The following is a 19,632-nucleotide window of genomic DNA, read 5'->3' on the forward strand; positions in this document are numbered from 1 at the left end:
CGCTGCTAAAATAGGCTGAGCACAGCATGCTGGGAAGTATGGCAACAGGCGCGAACCGGAGCGTATCATGAGAACTTATTCCGCCGTCATAGAGCGTTGTCCCGATACCAAGCTTTTTGTCGGGTTTGTGCCGGGTTTCCCCGGGGCGCACGCACAGGGCATGACGCTGGACGAACTCAATCGCAACCTCAAGGAAGTCATCTCCATGCTGCTGGAAGATGGCGAGCCGATTCTTGAGTCCGAGTTTGTCGGCGTCCAGCAGGTCGACGTTGCTTAAAAAATGGGAAATATTCCCGTTTTGAAGCCCAGTGAGATTATTGCCATCCTCATCAAATTAGGTTTTGCCGAGGTACGTCAGCGCGGATCGCATAAGCAATTCCGTGACATCAATGGACGATGCACTACTGTGCCGTTTCACCAAGGCCAAGATGTCTCGCCCGTCCTGCTTCGGCAAATAGCCAAGGATATCGGACTCACTATGGAAGAGTTCCTTCGCCATCGCTAGGGGCCGGAACTGATAACGGCCATCATCGTCGCAGCGCCCGGCGCATCTTTGGTCAGGGTGGGGCTGGCGTTGGTCGTGCCGGGATAGTATGGCTGCGGCGTCGGCGTGTCAGCGCGCTGGAACCTATCATCGTCGAGGCCATCCGCGCCTACATCAAACCGGCGCCGGCAAAGCGCCAGCCGCCGACGGACTCGGATACGGCCGGCTATCAATGCAGCGGAAACGCCACCCGCACCAGCAAGCCCTGCGGCCCGCCGGCATCGGCCAGCGTCAGCGTAGCGCCATGCAGCACGGCGATGTCGCGCACGATGGCCAGGCCCAGGCCGGCGCCGCCCGGGTTGCGCTCCATGGTGGCGGCGGCGCGGTAGAACGGGGCGAACACTTTTTCGCGCTCGGCGGCGGCGATGCCGGGGCCGCTGTCTTCCACCTCCAGCGTGGCGCCATGGGCCGTGTCGCGCACCCGCAGCAGCACCGTACCGCCGGCCGGCGTGTAGCGCAGCGCGTTGTCCACCAGGTTGGCCACCAGTTCATGCAGCAGCAGCGGCTGGCCCCGCACCATGGCCGCGCCGTCGCCCTCCAGCGACAGGTCGATCTGCTTGGCCACGGCCGCCATCGCCAGTTCCAGCCCCACCTGGCGCGCCACGTCGCGCAGCGCCACCGGGGCCAGCGCCGCATGGTCGCCGCCCTGGCCGCCATGCTCGATGCGCGCCAGCGTCAGCAGCCGGTTGGCCAGGTTGACGGTGGAGTCGGTGGTGGCGGCGATGCTGTGCACGATGTCGCGCAGGGCCGCCTGCATCTGCCGCGGGTCGGCCTGCGGACGGTCGCATTCGCGCAGCGCCAGTTCGGCCTGGGTCTTGAGCACCGTGAGCGGGGTGCGCAGCTGGTGCGAGGCGTCGGCGATGAAGCGGCGCTGGCTGGCGATCAGGCTTTGCAGCCGCGCCATCGAGGTGTTCATGGCCGCCACCAGCGGCCGCACCTCCTTGTGCACCAGCGCCGGATCGACGTCGGACAGGTCGTTCAGGCTGCGCGTTTCCACTTCCAGTTTCAGGCGCATCAGCGGCTGCAGCACCAGCCGCACGGCGAACCACACCAGCAGGGCCAGCGCCAGCAGCAGGCCGGCCTGCCACAGCAGGGTGTCGAACAGGATCTGGTTCGACAGGCCGCGCCGCGCGTCCAGCGTTTCGCCCACCTGGATCAGGGCGATGCCGCGCATGGAGTCGTCGTACACCGGTTGCAGCAGGGCGGCGATACGCAGCGGCTGGCCGTTGTAGTTGGCATGGTAGAAGCGCACCAGCGCCGGATAGGCCTGCGAGCGCGGCACGTTGGCCGGCACCGGCGGCAGGTCGTCGTAGCCGGACACGGTCTCGCCGTGGATGCCGGTGACCTTGTAGTAGATGCGGCCCAGAGTGTCGGTCTCGAAGCTGTCGAGCGCCACATAGGGCACGTCGGCCACCACCTTGCCGTCGACGACGGAGACCCGTTCGGCCAGCGCCCGGGTGGAGGCCAGCAGCGAGCGGTCGTAGGCCATGTCGGCCGCGTCGAGCGCGTTGCGGTAGACGGAGATGGCGTTCAGCATCACCAGCACGATCAGCGGCACCAGCAGCCAGCGCAGCAGCTGGCCGCGCAGGCTGCCCAGCGGCGCGCCCGGCCCCCGCTTGCGCAGCCGGGCGGCCAGGCGGGAGGCCAGCGCCGCCATTTAGCCGCCGATGGCGCTGCGCGGTTGCAGCAGGTAGCCGATGCCGCGCAGGGTGGTGATGACGGCGGCGTCGGGCGCGCCGTTGTCGAGCTTCTTGCGCACGCGGTGGATGTACAGTTCGATCGCGTCCAGGTTGGCGTCGTCGTCCAGGGCAAACACTTCGTCGAACAGCTTTTCCTTGGAGACGGCGCGGCCGGAACGGGAAATGAGCGCTTCGAGCACGGCGTGTTCGCGCGGGGTCAGGGCCAGCACGGCGCCGCCGTAGCTGAAGGTGCGGGTAACGGTGTCGAAACTGAGCGCGCCGCACTGGTGCACCAGCGCCTCGTTGCCCACGCTGCGGCGCAACAGGGCGCGCACGCGCGCTTCCAGCTCGGCCAGTTCGAACGGCTTGGCCAGGTAGTCGTCGGCGCCCAGGTTCAGGCCCTGCACCCGCTCATCGAGGCCGCCGCGGGCGGTCAGGATCAGCACCGGGGTCTGGCCGCGCGGCGCGGGACGGGCGCGCAGGCGCTTGAGCACCTCCAGCCCGTCCATGCGCGGCAACGTCAGGTCCAGGATCACCAGCGCGTAGTCCTGGGTGTGCAGCAGGGCGTCGGCGTCGGCGCCGTTGTCGGCGCATTCGACCGTCAAATGGGCGTCGCGCAGGGCCTTGGACAGCCAGCGGGAGAGCTCAGTGTGGTCTTCAACTAACAAAACGCGCATAAATCTTGCCAATCACATCAAAAAAGTTCAGTGTCAGACCTGCATCATAGCGCCGGCGGGCCATTTGCGTGGCCGTGGCGCCGCTTTGTGGTGCATGGGAGACAGGGGAGGCCCTGCCTGTCGGGATTGAAAGGCAAATGAAAGGAAGTGAATTTTATAGTGGAAGCCTGATTGTCGATCAGGTGCATCACTCATAACTACATCTACTGGAGACTTACATGAAAAAATCCTCACTGTCCCTCGCCGTCCTGGCCCTGCTGGCAGCTGCCGGCGGCGCCCACGCGCAATCGAACGTGCAGGTATACGGCTTGCTGGACATGGGTGTCGATTACGCCAGCGACGCCAAGGCCGGCGGCGGTTCGCTGACGCGCGTGACCTCGGGCGGCATGAACACGTCGCGCTGGGGCCTGCGCGGCACGGAAGACCTGGGCGGCGGCCTGAAAGCCGTGTTCAACCTGGAAGGCGGCATCCTGATGGACACCGGCGCCTCCGACGGCGCGCTGTTCAAGCGCCAGGCCTATGTGGGCCTGGAAGGCGGTTTTGGCCGCGTGGTGCTGGGTAAATCGTTTACCAGCGTGTACGACACGGTGATCAGTTTCGATCCGATGGGCTTTGCGCCGCTGTATTCGTGGGCCACTTCCGGTCCGGCCACGGGTCCGAGCAAGTACGGTTTCACCACTTCCTTCGATAACCTGATCAAGTACTCCGTCAAGGCCGGCGACGTGAAGTTCAGCGCCTCCTACGGTGCCGGTGAGCAGAGCACGGGCGCCAGCGACAGCGCCAAGTTCTCCACGGCGGTCAGCTACGGTGCCGGCCCGCTGGGCTTGATGGCGACCTGGGAGCGCGTCAACGGCAACACCGTGGCCGCCACCGGTAACCGCGACAAGAGCACCGTCTGGCATGTGGGCGGCAGCTACGAGAACGGCCCGGTCAAGGTGATCGGCGTGCTGCGCGACTACAAGCTGGTGGCCGGCAAGGCGCTGACACCGGACATCGAGGCCACCACCTACTGGGGCGGCGTGGTCTACAAGGCCAACCCGGTCACTACGCTGACGGGCGCCATCTACCACGTCAACGTCAAGAACGTAGCTGCCGGCAAGGACGCCGATCCGACCCTGTACGTGGCGCGCTACCGCTACGCGCTCTCCAAGCGCACCGACCTGTATGTGGCCGCCGCCTACGCCAAGGCCAAGAACGGCCAGCTGACCGGCCTGTCGCGCGACGATGCCGGCTTTGCCGACACCCAGCGCGGCTTCATGACCGGCATGCAGCACCGCTTCTGATCCGCTCCGCCCGGGCTGCACCCGGGCTCTTTTTTTTTGAAAAGAGTCCGGGTGCTGAAAGCGCTTTGAAAGCTTCCACGCTCTACCATACCTACATCGATGAAAACAATTTTGCTGGCATGGCTGGCCGTCCTGATGGCCGGCACGGCGCTCCAGGCGGCAGGCGCGGAATGCATCGTGCCCTCCAAACCGGGCGGCGCGATGGACCTGACCTGCAAGCTGGCGCAAAAGGGCCTGCAAGGCCTGCCAGAGCATGGCGCGGCGGCGATGCGGATCAGCTACCTGCCGGGCGGGATAGGCGCCGTGGCCTGGCATGCGCTGGTGTCGCAGCGGCGTGCCGAGCCGGACACGCTGGTGGCCTTTTCGGGCGGTTCGCTGCTCAACCTGGCGCAGGGCAAGTTCGGCAAGGCCAGGGCGGACGACGTGCGCTGGGTGGCGGCGCTGGGTGCGGACTACGGCATGATCGCGGTGCGCGCCGATTCGCCCTACCACACGCTGGGCGAGCTGGTGACGGCACTCAAGCACCATCCGGACCAGGTGCTGGTCGGCGTCAGCGGCACTATCGGCAGCCAGGACTGGCTCAAGATCGCGCTGGTGGTCAAGGCGGCCGGCGTCGATCCCAAGGTGCTGCGTTTCGTGGCACTGGAGGGCGGCGGCGAAGCCTTCACGGCGCTGCATGCGGGCTTCGTGCAGGTGGTGTCGGGCGACGCGTCGGAGGCGACGCTGTACTCGAGCGGCGGCAGCACCCGGGTGCTGGCCGTGCTGTCCGAGCAGCGCCTGCCGGGTGTGCTGGCCAAGGTGCCCACGGCGCGCGAGCAGGGCTACGACGTGGTGTGGCCCGTGATCCGCGGCGTGTGGATGGGGCCGCAGGTGTCGGAGGCCGACTACCGCAAGTGGGTGGCCGCTTTCGACCGGGTGCTGGCCAGCCCGCAGTTCGCGCAGACCCGCGCCGGCTACGGCCTGTATCCGTTCAGCCTGACGGGGCCGGCGCTGACGGCCTACGTCAGGAAGGCGGTCGATGATTATGGCAAGCGCGCCAGCGAGCTGGGTCTGGTGCGCTAGCGGCAAGTGGCAAGGCAGCAGCAAGCAAAGCAGCATACAAACGAGCAGTATATAAACCGACGGAGACAAACATGATGTTGAAAACCACCCTGGCCGCCACCCTGGCCACCGCATTCGCTACGGCCGCCCTGGCCCAGGTGCCGACCGGCTATCCGGCCGACTACCAGAAGATCATCGACGGCGCCAAGAAGGAAGGCAAACTGGTGATCTATGGCGCCACCGACAGCAAGGCCACCCAGCCGCTGATCAAGGACTTCAACGCCCAGTTCCCCGGCATCACGATCGAATACAACGACATGAATTCGACCGAGGTGTACAACCGTTTCATCTCCGAAGTGGCGGCCGGCGGCAACACGGCCGACGTGATGTGGTCCTCGGCCATGGACCTGCAGATGCGCCTGGCCTCGGACGGCTACGCGCTCAAGTACAAGTCGGTGGAAGCGTCCAAGATCCCCGGCTGGGCCATGTGGGATGACCAGGCCTACGGCACCACGTTCGAGCCGGCCGCCATCGTCTACAACAAGCGCCTGGTGGACCCCAAGGAAGTGCCGCAGAATCACGCCGAGTTCGCCAAGCTGATCCAGCAGCCCAAGTTCAAGGACAAGGTCACCACCTACGACATCGAAAAGTCGGGCGTGGGCTTCATGTTCATGACCCAGGATGCGCGCGAGCTGGGCACCAAGTTCCCGGAACTGGAAAACGCCTTCGGCGCGGCCAAGGTGCGGGTGCAGTCCTCCACCGGCACCATGATGGAACGTATCTCGTCGGGCGAGAACCTGATCGGCTACAACGTGCTCGGTTCCTACGCCCTGGTGCGCGCCAAGGCCGACCCCTCGATCGGCGTCATGCTGCCCAAGGATTACACGCTGATCCTGTCGCGCGTGCTGTTCATCAACAAGGGCGCCAAGAACGTCAACGCGGCCAAGCTGTGGCTGGACTACATGCTGTCGCACCGTGGCCAGACCATCATCGCCAACGACTCGCGACTGTACGCGATCCGTGCCGACGTCACGGGCGAGACCACTTCGGCCGACCTGATCAAGCAGATCGGCAAGGATAACGTCAAGCCGGTGCCGGTCCATCCCATCGTGCTGCAATTCCTGGGGCCTGCCAAGCGCATGGCCTTCCTCAAGCAGTGGAAAGAATCGGCCGGCAAGAAGTAACAGGCCGTTTCAAAAAGCCCGTGGCTTCGTTGTGGCGCCTCGCCGTGCAAGTGCACTGTCTTCGCCGCCCTTGCCACGGTCATTTTGAACCAGCCTCTAAGCGGCCCGGCGCCGGCATGCCGGCGGCCGCAACACCCCTCCATCGGACATTGTGACGGCGCCCCCGCGCGCCGCGCTTGAAGGTATTCACACATGCAAACCCTGACCATCCCCGGCTCCGGCCGGCGCAGCCTGAACTGGCCGCGCGGCGTGGTGGTGACGCTGACCGCGCTCGCCATCTTCGTGCCGCTGTTCCTGATCTTCTACCAAAGCTTCCTGTCGGCGCCATTCTTCATGCCGGCCAAGGAACTGGGCCTGGACGCCTACCGCTTCATCTTCGACGATCCCGACTTCGTCGTCGCCTTCCGCAACGGCCTGCTGCTGGCCACCGGGCTGGCCGTGATCGCCGTGCCGCTGGGCGGCATGCTGGCCTTCCTCATGATACGCACCGACCTGCCGGGCCGCGGCTGGATCGCGCCCATGCTGCTGGTGCCGATCTTCGTCTCGCCGATGGTGATGGGCTTCGGCTACGTGGTCTCGATGGGCCCCGTGGGCTTCTACTCGACCTGGGCCAAGGACCTGCTGGGCTTCATCCCCTGGAACATCTATTCGTTCACCAGCATCGTCGTGATCGCCGGCCTGACCCACGTGCCGCACGTCTACCTGTACGCCTCGTCGGCCCTGAAAAGCCTCGGTTCGGACGTGGAGGAGGCGGCCCGCGTGGCCGGCGCCTCGCCGCTGCAGGTGATGCTCAACGTGTCGCTGCCCATGATCATGCCGGCGCTGGCCTATGCCGCCGTGCTGGTGTTCTTCCTCGGCTTCGAGGTGTTCGGCCTGGTGCTGGTGCTGGGCGATCCGGAAGGCCACCTGGTGCTGGCCACCTACCTGTACAAGCTGACCAACAAGCTCGGTACGCCGTCCTACCACCTGATGGCCGCCGTCGCCGTGTGCCTGGTGATGGTGACCATGCCGCTGGTGATGCTGCAGCGCTGGCTGCTCAAGTCGGCCAACAAGTACGTGTCGATCAAGGGCAAGGGCGCGCGCACCAAGTCCATGCCGCTGGGCCGCTGGAAATGGCTGGCCTTCGCGCTGATCGCCGGCTGGCTGCTGTTTACCATCGTCATGCCGATCTCGGGCATCGTGCTGCGCTCGTTCGTGCAGTACTGGGGCGAGGGCGTGCACCTGGCCGACGTGCTGACGCTGGACCACTTCCGTGAAATCCTGGAGCAGCCTTCGCTGATGCGCGGCATCCTCAACACCATCCTGATCGGCGTGGTGGGCGGCGCCCTGGCCGTGGTCTGCTACAGCGCCATCGCGCTGGCCATGCACCGCAAGCCGGACGGCATCACCCGCCTGCTCGACTACAGCGTGCTGGTGCCGCGCGCCATTCCCGGCCTGCTGGCGGGCCTGTCGTTCCTGTGGGTGTTCCTGTTCGTGCCCAGCTGGCTGGACGGCATGTTGAAGGGCATGGACAACGGCGTGGCCCTGTGGCTGAGCGAACATGCGATCCCCGTGCTGCGTTCGCTGCGCTCGACCATCTTCGCCCTGTGGCTGGCCTACTCGGTGGTGTGGCTGGCCTACGGCATGCGCCTGATTTCGACGGCGCTGCTGCAGGTGGGGCCGGAACTGGAAGAGGCGGCGCGCGCCGTGGGCGCCCGCCGCGGCCAGGTGACGCGCGACGTCACGCTGCCGCTGATCAAATACGGCATGCTGGGCGCCTGGCTGATGGTGTTCCTGATCTTCGAACGTGAATACTCGACCGGCGTGTACCTGCTCTCGCCGGGCACCGAGGTAATCGGCGCCATGCTGGTGTCGCTGTGGGCCGGCGGTTCGACCGACCTGGTGGCGGCCCTGTCCTTCGTCAACATTTCCCTGGTCGCGATCGGCCTGGGCATCGCGCTGCGCTTCGGCGTCAAGCTGCACAACTAAAGATAATAGCCATGAAACGAGACCTGATCATGAATGAACTGAGCGTCAACGAACTGCACCTGGACTACGGCAGCGGCGCCCACGCCAATCCCATCCTCAAGGGCGTGTCCATGCATCTGCAAAAAGGCGAAGTGGTGGCGCTGCTGGGGCCTTCGGGCAGCGGCAAGACCACGCTGCTGCGCGCCGTGGCCGGACTGGAAAGCCCCAAGCTGGGCACCATCGACATCGGCGAGCGCCGCGTGTTCGACGGCGCGCGCGCCTTCGAGATGCCGGCCGAGCAGCGCAACCTGGGCCTGGTGTTCCAGTCCTACGCGCTGTGGCCCCACAAGACCGTGTTCGACAACGTGGCCTACGGCCTCAAGTTGCGCAAGATGGGCGCGGCCGACATCGCCGAGCGGGTCAACGAAGTGCTCAAGCAACTGGGCCTGGGGCACCTGGGCGCGCGCTTCCCGCACCAGCTGTCCGGCGGCCAGCAGCAGCGCGTGGCCATCGCCCGCGCGCTGGTGTACAACCCGCCCGTGATCCTGCTGGACGAACCGCTGTCCAACCTGGACGCCAAGCTGCGCGAGGAGGCGCGCGCCTTCCTGCGCGAGCTGATCGTGCGCCTGGGCCTGTCGGCGCTGATGGTGACCCACGACCAGGCCGAGGCCATGGCCATCTCCGACCGCATCCTGCTGCTCAACAACGGCAAGATCGAACAGCAGGGCAGCCCGCAAAGCATGTACGAGACGCCCGACACGCTGTTTACGGCCGAATTCATGGGCAGTAACAACCGCCTGCCGGGCCGCATCGTGCAGCGCAACGGCAGCCGCGTGCAGCTGGACGTGAATGGCACGACGCTGCAGGCCACGGCCCGCGGCGCCTCGAGCGCCGCCGAAGGCAGCACCATCATCCGGGTGGAAGAGGTGCGCGTCAGCTCCACCCCGGTGGAGAACGCCATCGAGCTGCCGCTGCTGACCTGCATGTACCTGGGCGACCGCTTCGAGTGCCTGTTCAAGAGCGAGTCCGGTCCCGAGATCAGCCTGCGCGCCCATTCGCGCTACAAGCTCGATGCGGGCCGCTACTGGCTGCAACTGCCGTCCGACAAGCTGTGGGTATTCTGAGGCCGGCACGGCGTCCTGCGGTATGAGGTTGTCCGCCAGCGGCAAGGCAGATGTGCAAGCCTGGCTGGCGGCGCTGCTGGTGTCGCTGGCCGGCGCGGCGGCCTGCCTGTGGCTCAACACGCCGCTGCCGTGGATGATAGGCCCCCTGTTCGCCACGGCCGCGCTACGCCTGGCCGGGCGCGACCTGCGCGCGCCCGTGCGTGCGCGCGAGGCGGGGCAGTGGGCCATCGGCACGGCGCTGGGCCTGTATTTCACGGCGCCCGTGCTGCTGGCGCTGGCGCGCTACGCGCCCCTGATCGCGCTGGCCGTGGCCTTCGCGCTGGCGCTGGGCTGGGCCGGCGGCTACCTGCTGCATAAACTGTCCCGCACCGATCCCACCACCGCCTTCTTCGCCATGGCGCCCGGCGGCGCGTCTGAAATGGCGGTGCAGGGCGAGCGCCACGGCGCCAGCGTGGAGCGGGTGGCGGCCGCGCACAGCCTGCGCGTGATGCTGGTGGTGGCCGTGATTCCATTCGCCGTGCGCTGGTGGGGCAGCCACGGGCTGGCGCTGGGCGACGACTTGTACCTGCCCGGCACGGCCGAGGTGCAGGCGGGCGGGCTGCTGGTGCTGGTGGCGCTGACCAGCGCGGCGGCGCTGCTGTGCAAGCGCGCCGGCATGCCCAACGCCTGGGTCATCGGCCCGCTGCTGGCGGCGCTGGCGCTGACGGCCGGCGGCGTGCACCTGAGCCGCCTGCCCGAGTGGATGATACGGGGCGGCCAGCTGTTCATCGGCGCCTCGCTGGGTTGCCGCTTTTCGCCGGCCTTTCTCCATGCGGCGCCCCGCTTCCTGGCCAGCGTGGCCGCCTGCAGCCTGGCGGCGATGGCGCTGGCGGCCGGCTTCGGCCTGCTGCTGGCCCATGGCGCCGGCATCCATCCCGGCACGGCCATCCTGGCCACCTCGCCGGGCGGCATCGCGGAAATGGCCTTGACGGCCAAGACGCTGCGCCTGGGCGTGCCCGTCGTCACCGCCTTCCACGTGGCGCGCATGGTGGTGCTGGTGCTGACCATCGGTCCCGTGTTCCGCTGCCTGCAGCGCTGGCGCCGTTAAAAACGGGGGCCGGGCGCGCCACTGCAGGTACAATACGGGCCGTGTGAGGAAGAACTTGAGTATTCACAATATTTCCAAATACGAAACTTTTTAGTCGAATAAGCAAAAAAAGCGCGGATGCCGCGCTTTTTGCGTTATTTGGCAACAATTTCCGAGGACATTGGAGAGAATTGGAAAAGTTCTAAACGGAAATTAGTTTCCTCAGGCATACAAATTTCGTCAAATCAAGTCTATTCGTTTATAATTTGAAAAGAACGTTGGCTGGCAATTCTGCGGCATTGTGGGCACGAGTTCGAACGTTTCTTTCTTTTTGAGCTCGGGGGTTATTCAGATGCGCAGCAATGGCGTCACATTTTCAATTGCCGGTCATGCCGCCTGGGCGCCCGGGCTCACCACGCCGCAGGATTGGCAGCAGTGGGCGCAGGCGCCGTCTGCCATCGCGCCCGGCGGCGAACCTGGCGTCAAGCAGATGCCGGCCATGCTGCGGCGGCGGGCCGGCTTGCTGGGCAAGATGGCGCTGGAAGTGGCTTACCAGTGCCTCGATGGCCGCAGCGACGTGCCCACCGTGTTCTGCTCGCGTCACGGCGAAGTGGCGCGCGCCGTCGAACTGCTGACCGACCTGGCCCAGGGCGATGCGCTTTCCCCCACGGCATTCGGCATGGCGGTGCACAACGCCAGCGCCGGCTTGCTGACCATCGCCCGCGCCGACCGCGCCAACCACATCGCGCTCGCCGCCGGCGCGGCCACCATTGAACACGCAGTGATCGATGCCTGCGGCCTGCTGGCCGACGGCGCGCCCATGGTGCTGCTGCTGGCGTGCGACTGCCCGCTGCCGGACCTGTTTGCCCGCTTCGAAGATTGCGCGGAGCAGCCCTACGCGTGGGCCTGGCTGATGGTGCCGGCCGGCGACGCGGCGATGTCGCTCAGCTGGAGCCCGGCCGCGCCCGGCGCGGCGCCGGACCCGGTGCCGGGCGGCCTGGCCGTGCTGCGTTTCCAGCTGGACGGCGCGGCCAGCATGGAGCGCCAGGCCGGGCGGCAATGCTGGCGCTGGAGCCGCGATGCGTGAGCTGCTGTCGCGCTGCTGGCGCGTACTGGCCACCGGTTTCTGCTTCGCCGCGTTCGGCGTGGGCGGCCTGCTGCTGCGCGGCTTCGTGTTCCCGCTGCTGAACGTGGCCGTGCGCGGGCGGGCGCGCCGCGTGGCTTGCGCGCGCGAGCTGATACGCTTCACCTTCCGCCTCTATGTGGACCTGATGCGGACGGTGGGCGTGCTGCGCTACGAAGTGAGCGGCCTGGAAAAGCTGGAACGGGGCGGGCTGCTGATCCTGGCCAACCACCCGACCCTGATCGACACCGTGTTCCTGATGGCGTTCGTCAAGCAGGCCGACTGCATCGTCAAGGGCGCGTTGTGGAACAACCCGTTTACGCGCGGTCCGGTGCGCGCGGCCGGCTACATCAACAACGAGAGCGGGGCGGATCTGGTGGGCGATTGCATCGCCTCCCTGCGCCGCGGTAACAACCTGATCGTGTTCCCGGAAGGGACGCGCACGCCGGGCGACGGCAGCATCAGCCTGAAACGGGGCGCCGCCAATATCGCCGTGCGCGGCGCGCGCGCCATTACGCCGGTGCTGATCCGCTGCGAACCGCCCACGCTGGGCAAGGGCGAAAGCTGGTGGCGGGTGCCGCCGCGCCGGGTACAGTTTTCCATCGCGGTCCAGGACGACCTGGCGGTGGATGGATTTTTGGAGGACGGCGCCAGCGACGTGATGGCGGCGCGCCGCTTGACGGATTTTTTGCAGGATTATTTTACGGGGAAGTGCCAAGGCCATGCTTGAATTAGAAGTGAAGGAAATGATCATCGAAGTGCTGCAGCTGGAAGACATCGCAGCCGATGATATCGACGCGGCGGCGCCGCTGTTCGTCGAGGGCCTGGGCCTGGATTCGATCGATGCGCTGGAGCTGGGTGTGGCGCTGCAGAAGCGCTATGGCATTTCGCTGTCGGCCGATTCGGAGGATACGCGCCGCCATTTCGCTTCCGTCAACGCGCTGGCGGCCATGATCGCCAGCCTGAGAAAAAAATAAGGGAACGGTAATATGATAGATCTGAATGAAATGAGCAAAGAGCAGCTGTACCAGTGGGTGGTGGAGCTGCTGGCCGAGATGTTCGAGCTGGACCAGGCCGAGCTGACGCCGGCCTCCAACCTGTACGCCGACCTCGATATCGACAGCATCGACGCGGTCGACCTGGCCGTCAAGCTCAAGCAGCTGACGGGCAAGCGCCTGCAGCCGGAAGTGTTCAAGACCATCCGCACCATCAGCGACGTGGTCGATGCGCTGGCCGGCATGACGGAACCTGCCGTATAAACCAGATGCTGCTGACGACCATGACGGTGGCGGTCACGCTGCTGTACCCGCTCGCCATCTGGTTCGGCCACGGCCAGGTGGAGCCGCGCTGGCTGGCCGGCCTGCTGCTGCTGGCGGCGGCCACGCGCCTGCGCGCGGTGCGCCTGAGCGCGGCCGCGCGCTGGTCGGTGGCCGGCGCGCTGCTGCTGGTGGGCTGCGCCGTGTGGAGCAACATGCTGCTGCCGCTCAAGCTCTATCCGGTGCTGGTGAACGGCGCGCTGCTGGGCGGCTTCGGCTACAGCCTGCTGACGCCGATGTCGGCCGTCGAGCGCATGGCGCGCCTGCGCGGCGAGGATTTCCCGCCGGCGGCGCAGCGCTACATGCGGCGTGTGACCCAGGTCTGGTGCGGCTTTTTCGTGCTCAACGGCGCGATCGCCCTGGGCACCGCGCTGTGGGCGTCGGAAGCCGTGTGGTCGCTCTACACGGGCGTGATCTCGTATGCACTGATGGGCGCCTTGTTCGGCGCCGAGTATCTGGTGCGTCTGCGTTTCAAGCGGCTGCATCATGGTTGAACGGTTCGGACAGCTGGCGGCCCGCCTGGCCGCATGCGCGCCGCAGACGCTGATCGGCTGGCGCGACGGCCAGCCCGTCGACGCGGCCCACTTCCTGGCGCGGCTGCAGGCCTGGCGCGCGCTGCTGGACGGCCAGGCCGGCAGCCGCTACGCGCTGTACCTGGGCGACAGCATCGAATTCGGCGCCGCCCTGCTGGGCGCCTGGCAGGCCGGCAAGACCGTCTGGCTCAGCGCCGATACGCTGGAGGCCAGTTGCACCACGTTGCGCGGCGCGGTGGACGGTTTCCTGGGCGAGTTCCCGGCCGCGCTGGCGCCGTTGTCGCCGCCGGCCGGCCGCGCCGCGGATTCCGGCCCGGCGGAGCACAACATGGCGGCTGGGCGCGCGGCGGAAGGCAACGTGACGGTTGACCGTTCGGCGGACCATGGCGTGGCCACTGACCGCATTGCAGGCAGCGGCACTTTGGCCGGCCAGCCCTGGCAGGCGCCGGCGCCCGATTTTCCCGCGCTGGTGGTATTCACCTCCGGCAGCACCGGCGCGGCCCAGGCCATCCCCAAGCAGCTGTCGCAGCTGGCCAGCGAAGTGGCGGCCCTGCAAACCCTGTTCGGCGCCGCCGCCGGCGACGGCGCCGTGCTGGCGACGGTGTCGCACCAGCATATCTACGGCCTGCTGTTCAAGGTATTGTGGCCGCTGGCCAGCGGCCGCGCCATCCATGCGCACAGCATCAGCTATCCGGAGCAGCTGGCGGCGGCGCTGGCGGCCGGTCCCTGCGTGCTGGTGGCCAGTCCGGCCCATCTGAAACGCTTGCCGGAACACCTGGACTGGCGCGCCGCCGCGCAGCACCTGCGCGCCGTGTTTTCGTCCGGCGGTCCGCTGGCGCCGGAGACGGCGCAGGCCACCGGCCGGCTGCTGGGGCGCATTCCGGTGGAGGTGTATGGCAGCTCGGAGACGGGCGGCGTGGCCTGGCGCCAGCGCGGCCCGGACAGCGACGAATCCTGGCTGGCCTTCCCCACGGTGCAGTGGCGCCTGGCCGGCGACCAGCGGCTCGAAGTGCGCTCGCCCCACCTGGCCGACGACAACTGGTTGCCCCTGGCCGACCGCGCCGGCCGCCATGACGGCGGGCGTTTCCTGCTGCTGGGGCGCAGCGACCGCATCGTCAAGATCGAGGAAAAGCGCATTTCGCTCGACGCCATGGAGGCGGCCCTGGTGGCCACCGGCCTGGCGCTGGAAGCGCGCGTGGCGCTGTGCGAGCCGGTGCCCGGCGAACGCCAGAAGCTGGCCGCCTTCGTGGTGCCGGCGCCGGATGGTTGGGCACTGCTGGCCGCCGGCGGCAAGCCGGCGCTGAACGGACGCCTGCGCGCCGCGCTGGGCGCGGTGGTGGAGGCGGTGGCGCTGCCGCGCCGCTGGCGCTATCTGGATCACATGCCCGTCAATGCGCAAGGCAAGACCACGCTGGCGGCCTTGCTGGCGCTGCTCGACGACGACGCCGCCCCGGCGACGCAAGGCGCGTCCGTGGCCGCACCCCGGCTGCCGCACGTGCGGGAGCTGGAGGCCGAGCCGCAGCGGGTGCTGCTGGAACTGACGGCGCCGGCCGACCTGTTCTACTTCGACGGCCATTTCGCCGATGCGCCCATCCTGCCCGGCGTGGTGCAGGTGGAGTGGGCGATCCATTACGGTCGCCGGCATTTCGCGCTGCCGGCGCGTTTTCGCGGCATCAACGCGCTCAAGTTCCAGCACGTGATTCGCCCGCGACAGCCGGTCCGGCTGGAGCTGCTGCACGACGCGCACAAGGGCAGCCTGCAGTTCCGCTACCTGTCCGACGCGGGACAGCATGCCTCGGGCCGCATCCAGTTCGACGAGGGAGCGGCCGGTGTTTAAACCCTGTATCGTGATCCCCGTCTACAACCACGAACACGCCATCGGCGCCGTGCTCGACGGCCTGTTGCGCCACGGCGTGCCGTGCATCCTGGTCGACGACGGCAGCGCGCCGCCATGCGCGCAGGTGCTCGACGCGCTGGCGCTGGCCCACCCGGCGCAGGTGACGCTGGTGCGGCTGGCCGTCAACCAGGGCAAGGGCGTGGCGGTGCTGAGCGGCTTCCGCCAGGCCGCGGCCCAGGGCTGCAGCCACGCGCTGCAGATCGACGCCGACGGCCAGCACAACACGGACGACGTGCCGCGCTTCCTGGCGCAGGCCGGCGCCCATCCGGCCGCCATCATTGCCGGCTGCCCGGTGTACGACGAATCTGTGCCCAAGGCGCGGCTGTACGGCCGCTACGCGACCCACGTCTGGGTCTGGATCAACACGCTGTCGTTCGATATCCGCGATTCCATGTGCGGCTTCCGGGTCTATCCGGTGGCGCCCGTCAATGCGCTGGCCGCGCGCCGGCGCATCGGCGCGCGCATGAACTTCGACACCGACATCCTGGTGCGCCTGTACTGGAGCGGGCTGGAAGTGCGCAACCTGCCGACCCGCGTGTCGTATCCGGCCGACGGCGTCTCGCATTTCCGCGTGTGGCACGACAACGTGCTGATCTCGTGGATGCATACCAAACTGTTCTTCGGCATGCTGCCCCGCATCCCCGCGCTGCTGGCCCGCAAGCTGCCTGGCCGGCGGCGGACGTCATGAGCGCGCGCGGCCGGCATTGGGCCTCGATCAACGAGATCAGCTTCGTGGCGGGCATGCGCCTGCTGTTCTGGATCTGCCGCGTGTTCGGCCGCTGGCCGTTCCGCGCCGTGCTCTATCCGGTGCTGGGCTGGTATGTGCTGACCAAGCCGCTGCCGCGGCGCGCCTCGGGCGACTACCTGGCCCGCGTGCGGCGCCACGGCGGCGCCGCGCCGGCCGGCGTGCTGCGCCATTTCGCCTCGTTCGGCGAGGCCATCCTCGACAAGATGCTGCTGTGGGGCGGCCTGTTCCCGCTCGACAGCGTCACCTTCTTCGGCGCCGAGGCGATCGACGCGGCGCTGGCGCAGGGCCGGGGCGGGCTGCTGATCTGCGCCCACCTGGGCAACCTGGAACTGTGCCGCGTGCTGTCGCGCCAGCGGCACGACATCAAGCTCACGGTGCTGGTGCATACGCGCCACGCGCGCGCCTTCAACCAGATGCTGGGCCAGCTCAATCCGGCCAGCCAGCTCAATCTGATGCAGGTGACGGACATGTCGCCGGCCACGGCGATGGTGCTGTCGGAGAAGGTGGCGCAGGGCGAGTTCGTCGTCATCGCCGGCGACCGCGTGCCCGTTTCCCACAACCCGCGGGTGGCGGTGGCGGATTTCATGGGCGCCCCGGCGGCGTTCCCGGTCGGCCCCTATGTGCTGGCCAGCGTGCTGCAATGCCCGGTCTACCTGCTGTTTTCCGTGCGCCGCGGCCAGCGCTCCGAGGTGCACATCGAGCCGTTCCGCGACATGGTGCGCGTGCCGCGCCAGGGGCGCGAGGCGGCGCTGGCGCAGCTGGCGGGCGATTACGCGCGGCGGCTCGAGCACCACTGCCTGCGGGCCCCGCTGCAGTGGTTCAATTTCTACGATTTCTGGCATTTACCCCAACTGGACACCCCCGATGCATCCCGCTGACCTGAACCCCACCCGGCGCGCCGTGCGCTTTGACCAACAGCGCCTGACGATTGAAGACATCGTCGATATCGCGCAAGGGCGCGCCGTTGCCGCGCTGTCGGACGACCCCGCATTCCGCGCCACCATCGCCCGCGGCGCCGACTTCCTCGACCGCCTGCTGCGCGAGGAGGGCACCGTCTACGGCGTCACCACCGGCTATGGCGACTCCTGCACCGTCACCGTGCCGGCGGAGCTGGTGCCCGAGCTGCCCCACCACCTGTACACCTATCACGGCTGCGGCCTGGGCGCCTACTTCGACCCGGCCCAGACCCGCGCCATCCTGGCCGCCCGCCTGGCGTCGCTGAGCAAGGGCTATTCCGGCGTCAGCGTCGAGCTGCTGTTGCAGATCACGCGCCTGCTCGACGCCGGCCTGCTGCCGCTGATCCCGTCCGAAGGCTCGGTCGGCGCCAGCGGCGACCTGACGCCCTTGTCCTACCTGGCGGCCGTGCTGTGCGGCGAGCGCGAAGTGTGGCGCGACGGCGCCCAGGTGCCGGCCGCGCAGGCGCTGCGCGAGGCCGGCATCACGCCGCTGCGGCTGCGTCCCAAGGAAGGGCTGGCCATCATGAACGGCACGGCCGTCATGACGGCGCTGGCCTGCATGGCCTACGACCGGGCCGAATACCTGACCCGCCTGTGCACCCGCATCACGGCCATGGCTTCCTACACGCTCGACGGCAACGCCCACCATTTCGACCAGGTGCTGTTCTCGGTCAAGCCGCACCCGGGCATGCAGCAGGTGGCCGCCTGGCTGCGCAGCGACCTGCCCACCGACCAGTGGGAACGCAACGGCAAGCGCCTGCAGGACCGCTATTCGATCCGCTGCGCGCCGCACGTGATCGGCGTGCTGGGCGACGCCATGCCGTTCTTCCGCAGCCTGATCGAAAATGAACTCAACAGCGCCAACGACAATCCGCTGATCGACCCGGACGAGGAACGCGTGCTGCACGGCGGCCATTTCTACGGCGGCCATATCGCCTTCGCCATGGACGGCATGAAGAACGCGGTGGCCAACCTGGCCGACCTGCTGGACCGCCAGATGGCGCTGATGGTCGACAGCCGCTACAACCATGGCCTGCCGTCCAACCTGTCGGGCGCCACCGGCCCCCGCGCCGCCATCAACCACGGCCTGAAGGCGCTGCAGATCAGCGTGTCGGCCTGGACCGCCGAGGCGCTCAAGCTGACCATGCCGGCCTCCGTGTTCTCGCGTTCGACCGAATGCCACAATCAGGACAAGGTCAGCATGGGCACCATCGCCGCGCGCGACTGCCTGCGCGTGCTGGAACTGACGGAACAGGTGGTCGCCGCGCTGCTGATCACGGTGCGCCAGGGCGTCTGGCTGCGCCAGCGCGCCTGCCCCGAGGTGCCGCCCCACGCGGCGCTGGCGCAGATGATGGTGCAGCTGGGCGACGACGTGCGTCCGGTGCAGGAAGACCGCCGCCTGGAGCCGGACCTGCGCCTGCTGCTCGAACGTATCCGCGCCAAGGCATGGGAGCTGTATGTCTAAGCCGTCCAGGCCGGGCCGCTGGGTTGCCGAAGTCGAGATGCAGGTCCAGTTCTTCGATCTCGATCCGATGGAGATCGTCTGGCACGGGCGCTACGTCAAGTACCTGGAGGTGGCGCGCTGCGCGCTGCTCGACCAGATAGGCTACAACTACGTGCAGATGAAAGAGTCCGGCTATGCCTGGCCGGTGATCGACATGCACCTGCGCTATGTGGGTTCGGCCACCTTCGGCCAGAAGCTGCGGCTGCGGGCCGAGATCGTCGAATGGGAAAACCGCCTGAAGATCGAATACCTGATCACCGACGCCGACACGGGCAAGCGCCTGAACCGCGCCAGCACCACCCAGGTGGCGGTCGATATCGCCAGCAAGGAAATGTGCTTCGTGTCGCCGCCCGTGCTGTTTGAAAAATTGGGAGTCCAACCCGTATGAAGAAGATGACGTTGGCGCTGCTGCTGCCTGTTCTTGCCGCCCTGGCCACCCTGGCCGGCCCGGCGCAGGCCGGCGCGCCGGTGGCAAAGATCGAGGCCATGCTGGCCAAGCCCAAACTGATGTGCGGCCGCTTCGACCAGAGCAAGCAGCTGGCCGGCATGAAAAAACCGCTGGCCGCCAACGGCCGCTTTTGCGTGGTGGGCGGCAAGGGCGTGTTGTGGCGCACGCTGCAGCCTTTCCCCAGCACCTTGCGCCTGACGCGCGACGAGATCGTCAACTTCCAGGGCGACCGCGTCGCCATGCGGCTTGACGCCAGGACCGAGCCCACCGTGCGCATGATTAACAGCGTGCTGTTTTCGCTGCTGTCGGGCGACCTGGGGCAGCTGGAAAAACTGTTCGAAGTGGACGGCACGGCGGACGCCGGCAGCTGGCAGGTGGCGCTCAAGGCGCGCGAGCCGGCGCTGGCCAAGGCCATCGGCGCGATCCGGCTGGAAGGGGGCGCCTACGTGCGCAATATCGTCATGAACGAAGCGGGCGGCGACCGCACCACCATCGTCTTTTCCGCCATCCAGACCGGCGAGGGCGCCATGACGGCCGAAGAGGCGGCCCTGTTTTGAAGCAG

General features: G+C 67.5%; 21 protein-coding genes. 19 read left to right on the forward strand and 2 right to left on the reverse strand.

Going from position 1 to position 19,632, the window contains the following annotated elements; all coding sequences use genetic code 11:
* Positions 1-67 precede the first annotated feature (67 nt).
* Together AC3WOS_RS13305 and AC3WOS_RS13310 are read left to right on the forward strand one after the other, a co-directional pair.
* Positions 68-277: a type II toxin-antitoxin system HicB family antitoxin gene (locus AC3WOS_RS13305; RefSeq protein WP_492716439.1), complete on the forward strand. Its 210-nt coding sequence runs from the start codon at positions 68-70 to the stop codon at positions 275-277.
* A 3-nt stretch (positions 278-280) separates the two neighbouring features.
* Positions 281-505: a type II toxin-antitoxin system HicA family toxin gene (locus AC3WOS_RS13310; protein WP_492716440.1), complete on the forward strand. Its 225-nt coding sequence runs from the start codon at positions 281-283 to the stop codon at positions 503-505.
* Positions 506-713: 208 nt separating this feature from the next.
* On the opposite strand, the gene AC3WOS_RS13315 is transcribed toward AC3WOS_RS13310, so the two are convergent.
* Together AC3WOS_RS13315 and AC3WOS_RS13320 are read right to left on the reverse strand one after the other, a co-directional pair.
* Positions 714-2,201, reverse strand: coding sequence for a sensor histidine kinase (locus AC3WOS_RS13315; protein ID WP_492716441.1), 1,488 nt, complete (start codon positions 2,199-2,201; stop codon positions 714-716).
* On the reverse strand, positions 2,202-2,900 hold the full coding sequence (locus AC3WOS_RS13320) for a response regulator (RefSeq protein ID WP_492716442.1): 699 nt from the start codon (positions 2,898-2,900) through the stop codon (positions 2,202-2,204).
* 218 nt (positions 2,901-3,118) lie between these two features.
* On the opposite strand from AC3WOS_RS13320, the gene AC3WOS_RS13325 reads away from it, so the two are divergent.
* The 17 genes from AC3WOS_RS13325 to AC3WOS_RS13405 all read left to right on the forward strand — a co-directional run bounded on the left by AC3WOS_RS13325 (position 3,119) and on the right by AC3WOS_RS13405 (position 19,627).
* Positions 3,119-4,183, forward strand: coding sequence for a porin (locus tag AC3WOS_RS13325; protein ID WP_492716443.1), 1,065 nt, complete (start codon positions 3,119-3,121; stop codon positions 4,181-4,183).
* Positions 4,184-4,282: 99 nt separating this feature from the next.
* On the forward strand, positions 4,283-5,245 hold the full coding sequence (locus AC3WOS_RS13330) for a Bug family tripartite tricarboxylate transporter substrate binding protein (RefSeq protein ID WP_492716444.1): 963 nt from the start codon (positions 4,283-4,285) through the stop codon (positions 5,243-5,245).
* A gap of 71 nt (positions 5,246-5,316) precedes the next feature.
* A complete protein-coding gene (locus tag AC3WOS_RS13335; protein WP_492716445.1) occupies positions 5,317-6,408 on the forward strand; it encodes an ABC transporter substrate-binding protein in 1,092 nt (363 codons plus the stop codon).
* 192 nt (positions 6,409-6,600) lie between these two features.
* A complete protein-coding gene (locus AC3WOS_RS13340) occupies positions 6,601-8,376 on the forward strand; it encodes an ABC transporter permease (RefSeq protein ID WP_492716446.1) in 1,776 nt (591 codons plus the stop codon).
* Positions 8,377-8,405: 29 nt separating this feature from the next.
* A complete protein-coding gene (locus tag AC3WOS_RS13345; protein WP_492716532.1) occupies positions 8,406-9,479 on the forward strand; it encodes an ABC transporter ATP-binding protein in 1,074 nt (357 codons plus the stop codon).
* A 22-nt stretch (positions 9,480-9,501) separates the two neighbouring features.
* Positions 9,502-10,566: an AbrB family transcriptional regulator gene (locus AC3WOS_RS13350; RefSeq protein ID WP_492716447.1), complete on the forward strand. Its 1,065-nt coding sequence runs from the start codon at positions 9,502-9,504 to the stop codon at positions 10,564-10,566.
* A 331-nt stretch (positions 10,567-10,897) separates the two neighbouring features.
* Positions 10,898-11,632, forward strand: coding sequence for a beta-ketoacyl synthase chain length factor (locus AC3WOS_RS13355; protein WP_492716449.1), 735 nt, complete (start codon positions 10,898-10,900; stop codon positions 11,630-11,632).
* Complete coding sequence (locus tag AC3WOS_RS13360; protein WP_492716450.1) at positions 11,625-12,398, forward strand: lysophospholipid acyltransferase family protein; 774 nt, start codon at positions 11,625-11,627, stop codon at positions 12,396-12,398. The genes AC3WOS_RS13355 and AC3WOS_RS13360 overlap by 8 nt, the downstream gene beginning before the upstream one ends.
* Positions 12,391-12,645, forward strand: coding sequence for a phosphopantetheine-binding protein (locus AC3WOS_RS13365; protein WP_492716451.1), 255 nt, complete (start codon positions 12,391-12,393; stop codon positions 12,643-12,645). Before AC3WOS_RS13360 ends, AC3WOS_RS13365 begins: the two co-directional genes overlap by 8 nt.
* 12 nt (positions 12,646-12,657) lie before the next feature.
* Entirely contained in the window at positions 12,658-12,927 is a 270-nt protein-coding gene (locus AC3WOS_RS13370; RefSeq protein ID WP_492716452.1) for an acyl carrier protein, read from the forward strand.
* Between the two features lie 5 nt (positions 12,928-12,932).
* Positions 12,933-13,478 (forward strand): COG4648 family protein, encoded by a 546-nt coding sequence (locus AC3WOS_RS13375; protein WP_492716453.1) that lies wholly within the window; start codon positions 12,933-12,935, stop codon positions 13,476-13,478.
* Positions 13,471-15,354, forward strand: a complete 1,884-nt coding sequence (locus AC3WOS_RS13380; protein ID WP_492716454.1) for an ApeI family dehydratase — start codon at positions 13,471-13,473, stop codon at positions 15,352-15,354. The genes AC3WOS_RS13375 and AC3WOS_RS13380 overlap by 8 nt, the downstream gene beginning before the upstream one ends.
* Positions 15,308-16,102 carry a glycosyltransferase family 2 protein gene (locus AC3WOS_RS13385; protein WP_492716456.1) on the forward strand — a complete coding sequence of 265 codons (795 nt, stop codon included), beginning with the start codon at positions 15,308-15,310 and terminating at the stop codon, positions 16,100-16,102. Before AC3WOS_RS13380 ends, AC3WOS_RS13385 begins: the two co-directional genes overlap by 47 nt.
* The gene (locus tag AC3WOS_RS13390) at positions 16,099-17,040 is read left to right on the forward strand and encodes a lysophospholipid acyltransferase family protein (protein ID WP_492716458.1); all 942 of its coding nucleotides are present in this window, start codon (positions 16,099-16,101) and stop codon (positions 17,038-17,040) included. The genes AC3WOS_RS13385 and AC3WOS_RS13390 overlap by 4 nt, the downstream gene beginning before the upstream one ends.
* Positions 17,027-18,583 (forward strand): HAL/PAL/TAL family ammonia-lyase, encoded by a 1,557-nt coding sequence (locus tag AC3WOS_RS13395; RefSeq protein ID WP_492716460.1) that lies wholly within the window; start codon positions 17,027-17,029, stop codon positions 18,581-18,583. The genes AC3WOS_RS13390 and AC3WOS_RS13395 overlap by 14 nt, the downstream gene beginning before the upstream one ends.
* Positions 18,576-19,010, forward strand: a complete 435-nt coding sequence (locus AC3WOS_RS13400; RefSeq protein ID WP_492716462.1) for an acyl-CoA thioesterase — start codon at positions 18,576-18,578, stop codon at positions 19,008-19,010. The genes AC3WOS_RS13395 and AC3WOS_RS13400 overlap by 8 nt, the downstream gene beginning before the upstream one ends.
* Positions 19,007-19,627 (forward strand): outer membrane lipoprotein carrier protein LolA, encoded by a 621-nt coding sequence (locus AC3WOS_RS13405; protein ID WP_492716464.1) that lies wholly within the window; start codon positions 19,007-19,009, stop codon positions 19,625-19,627. Before AC3WOS_RS13400 ends, AC3WOS_RS13405 begins: the two co-directional genes overlap by 4 nt.
* Positions 19,628-19,632: the final 5 nt, after the last annotated feature.

Source organism: Rugamonas sp. FW305-51 (assembly GCF_058786935.1).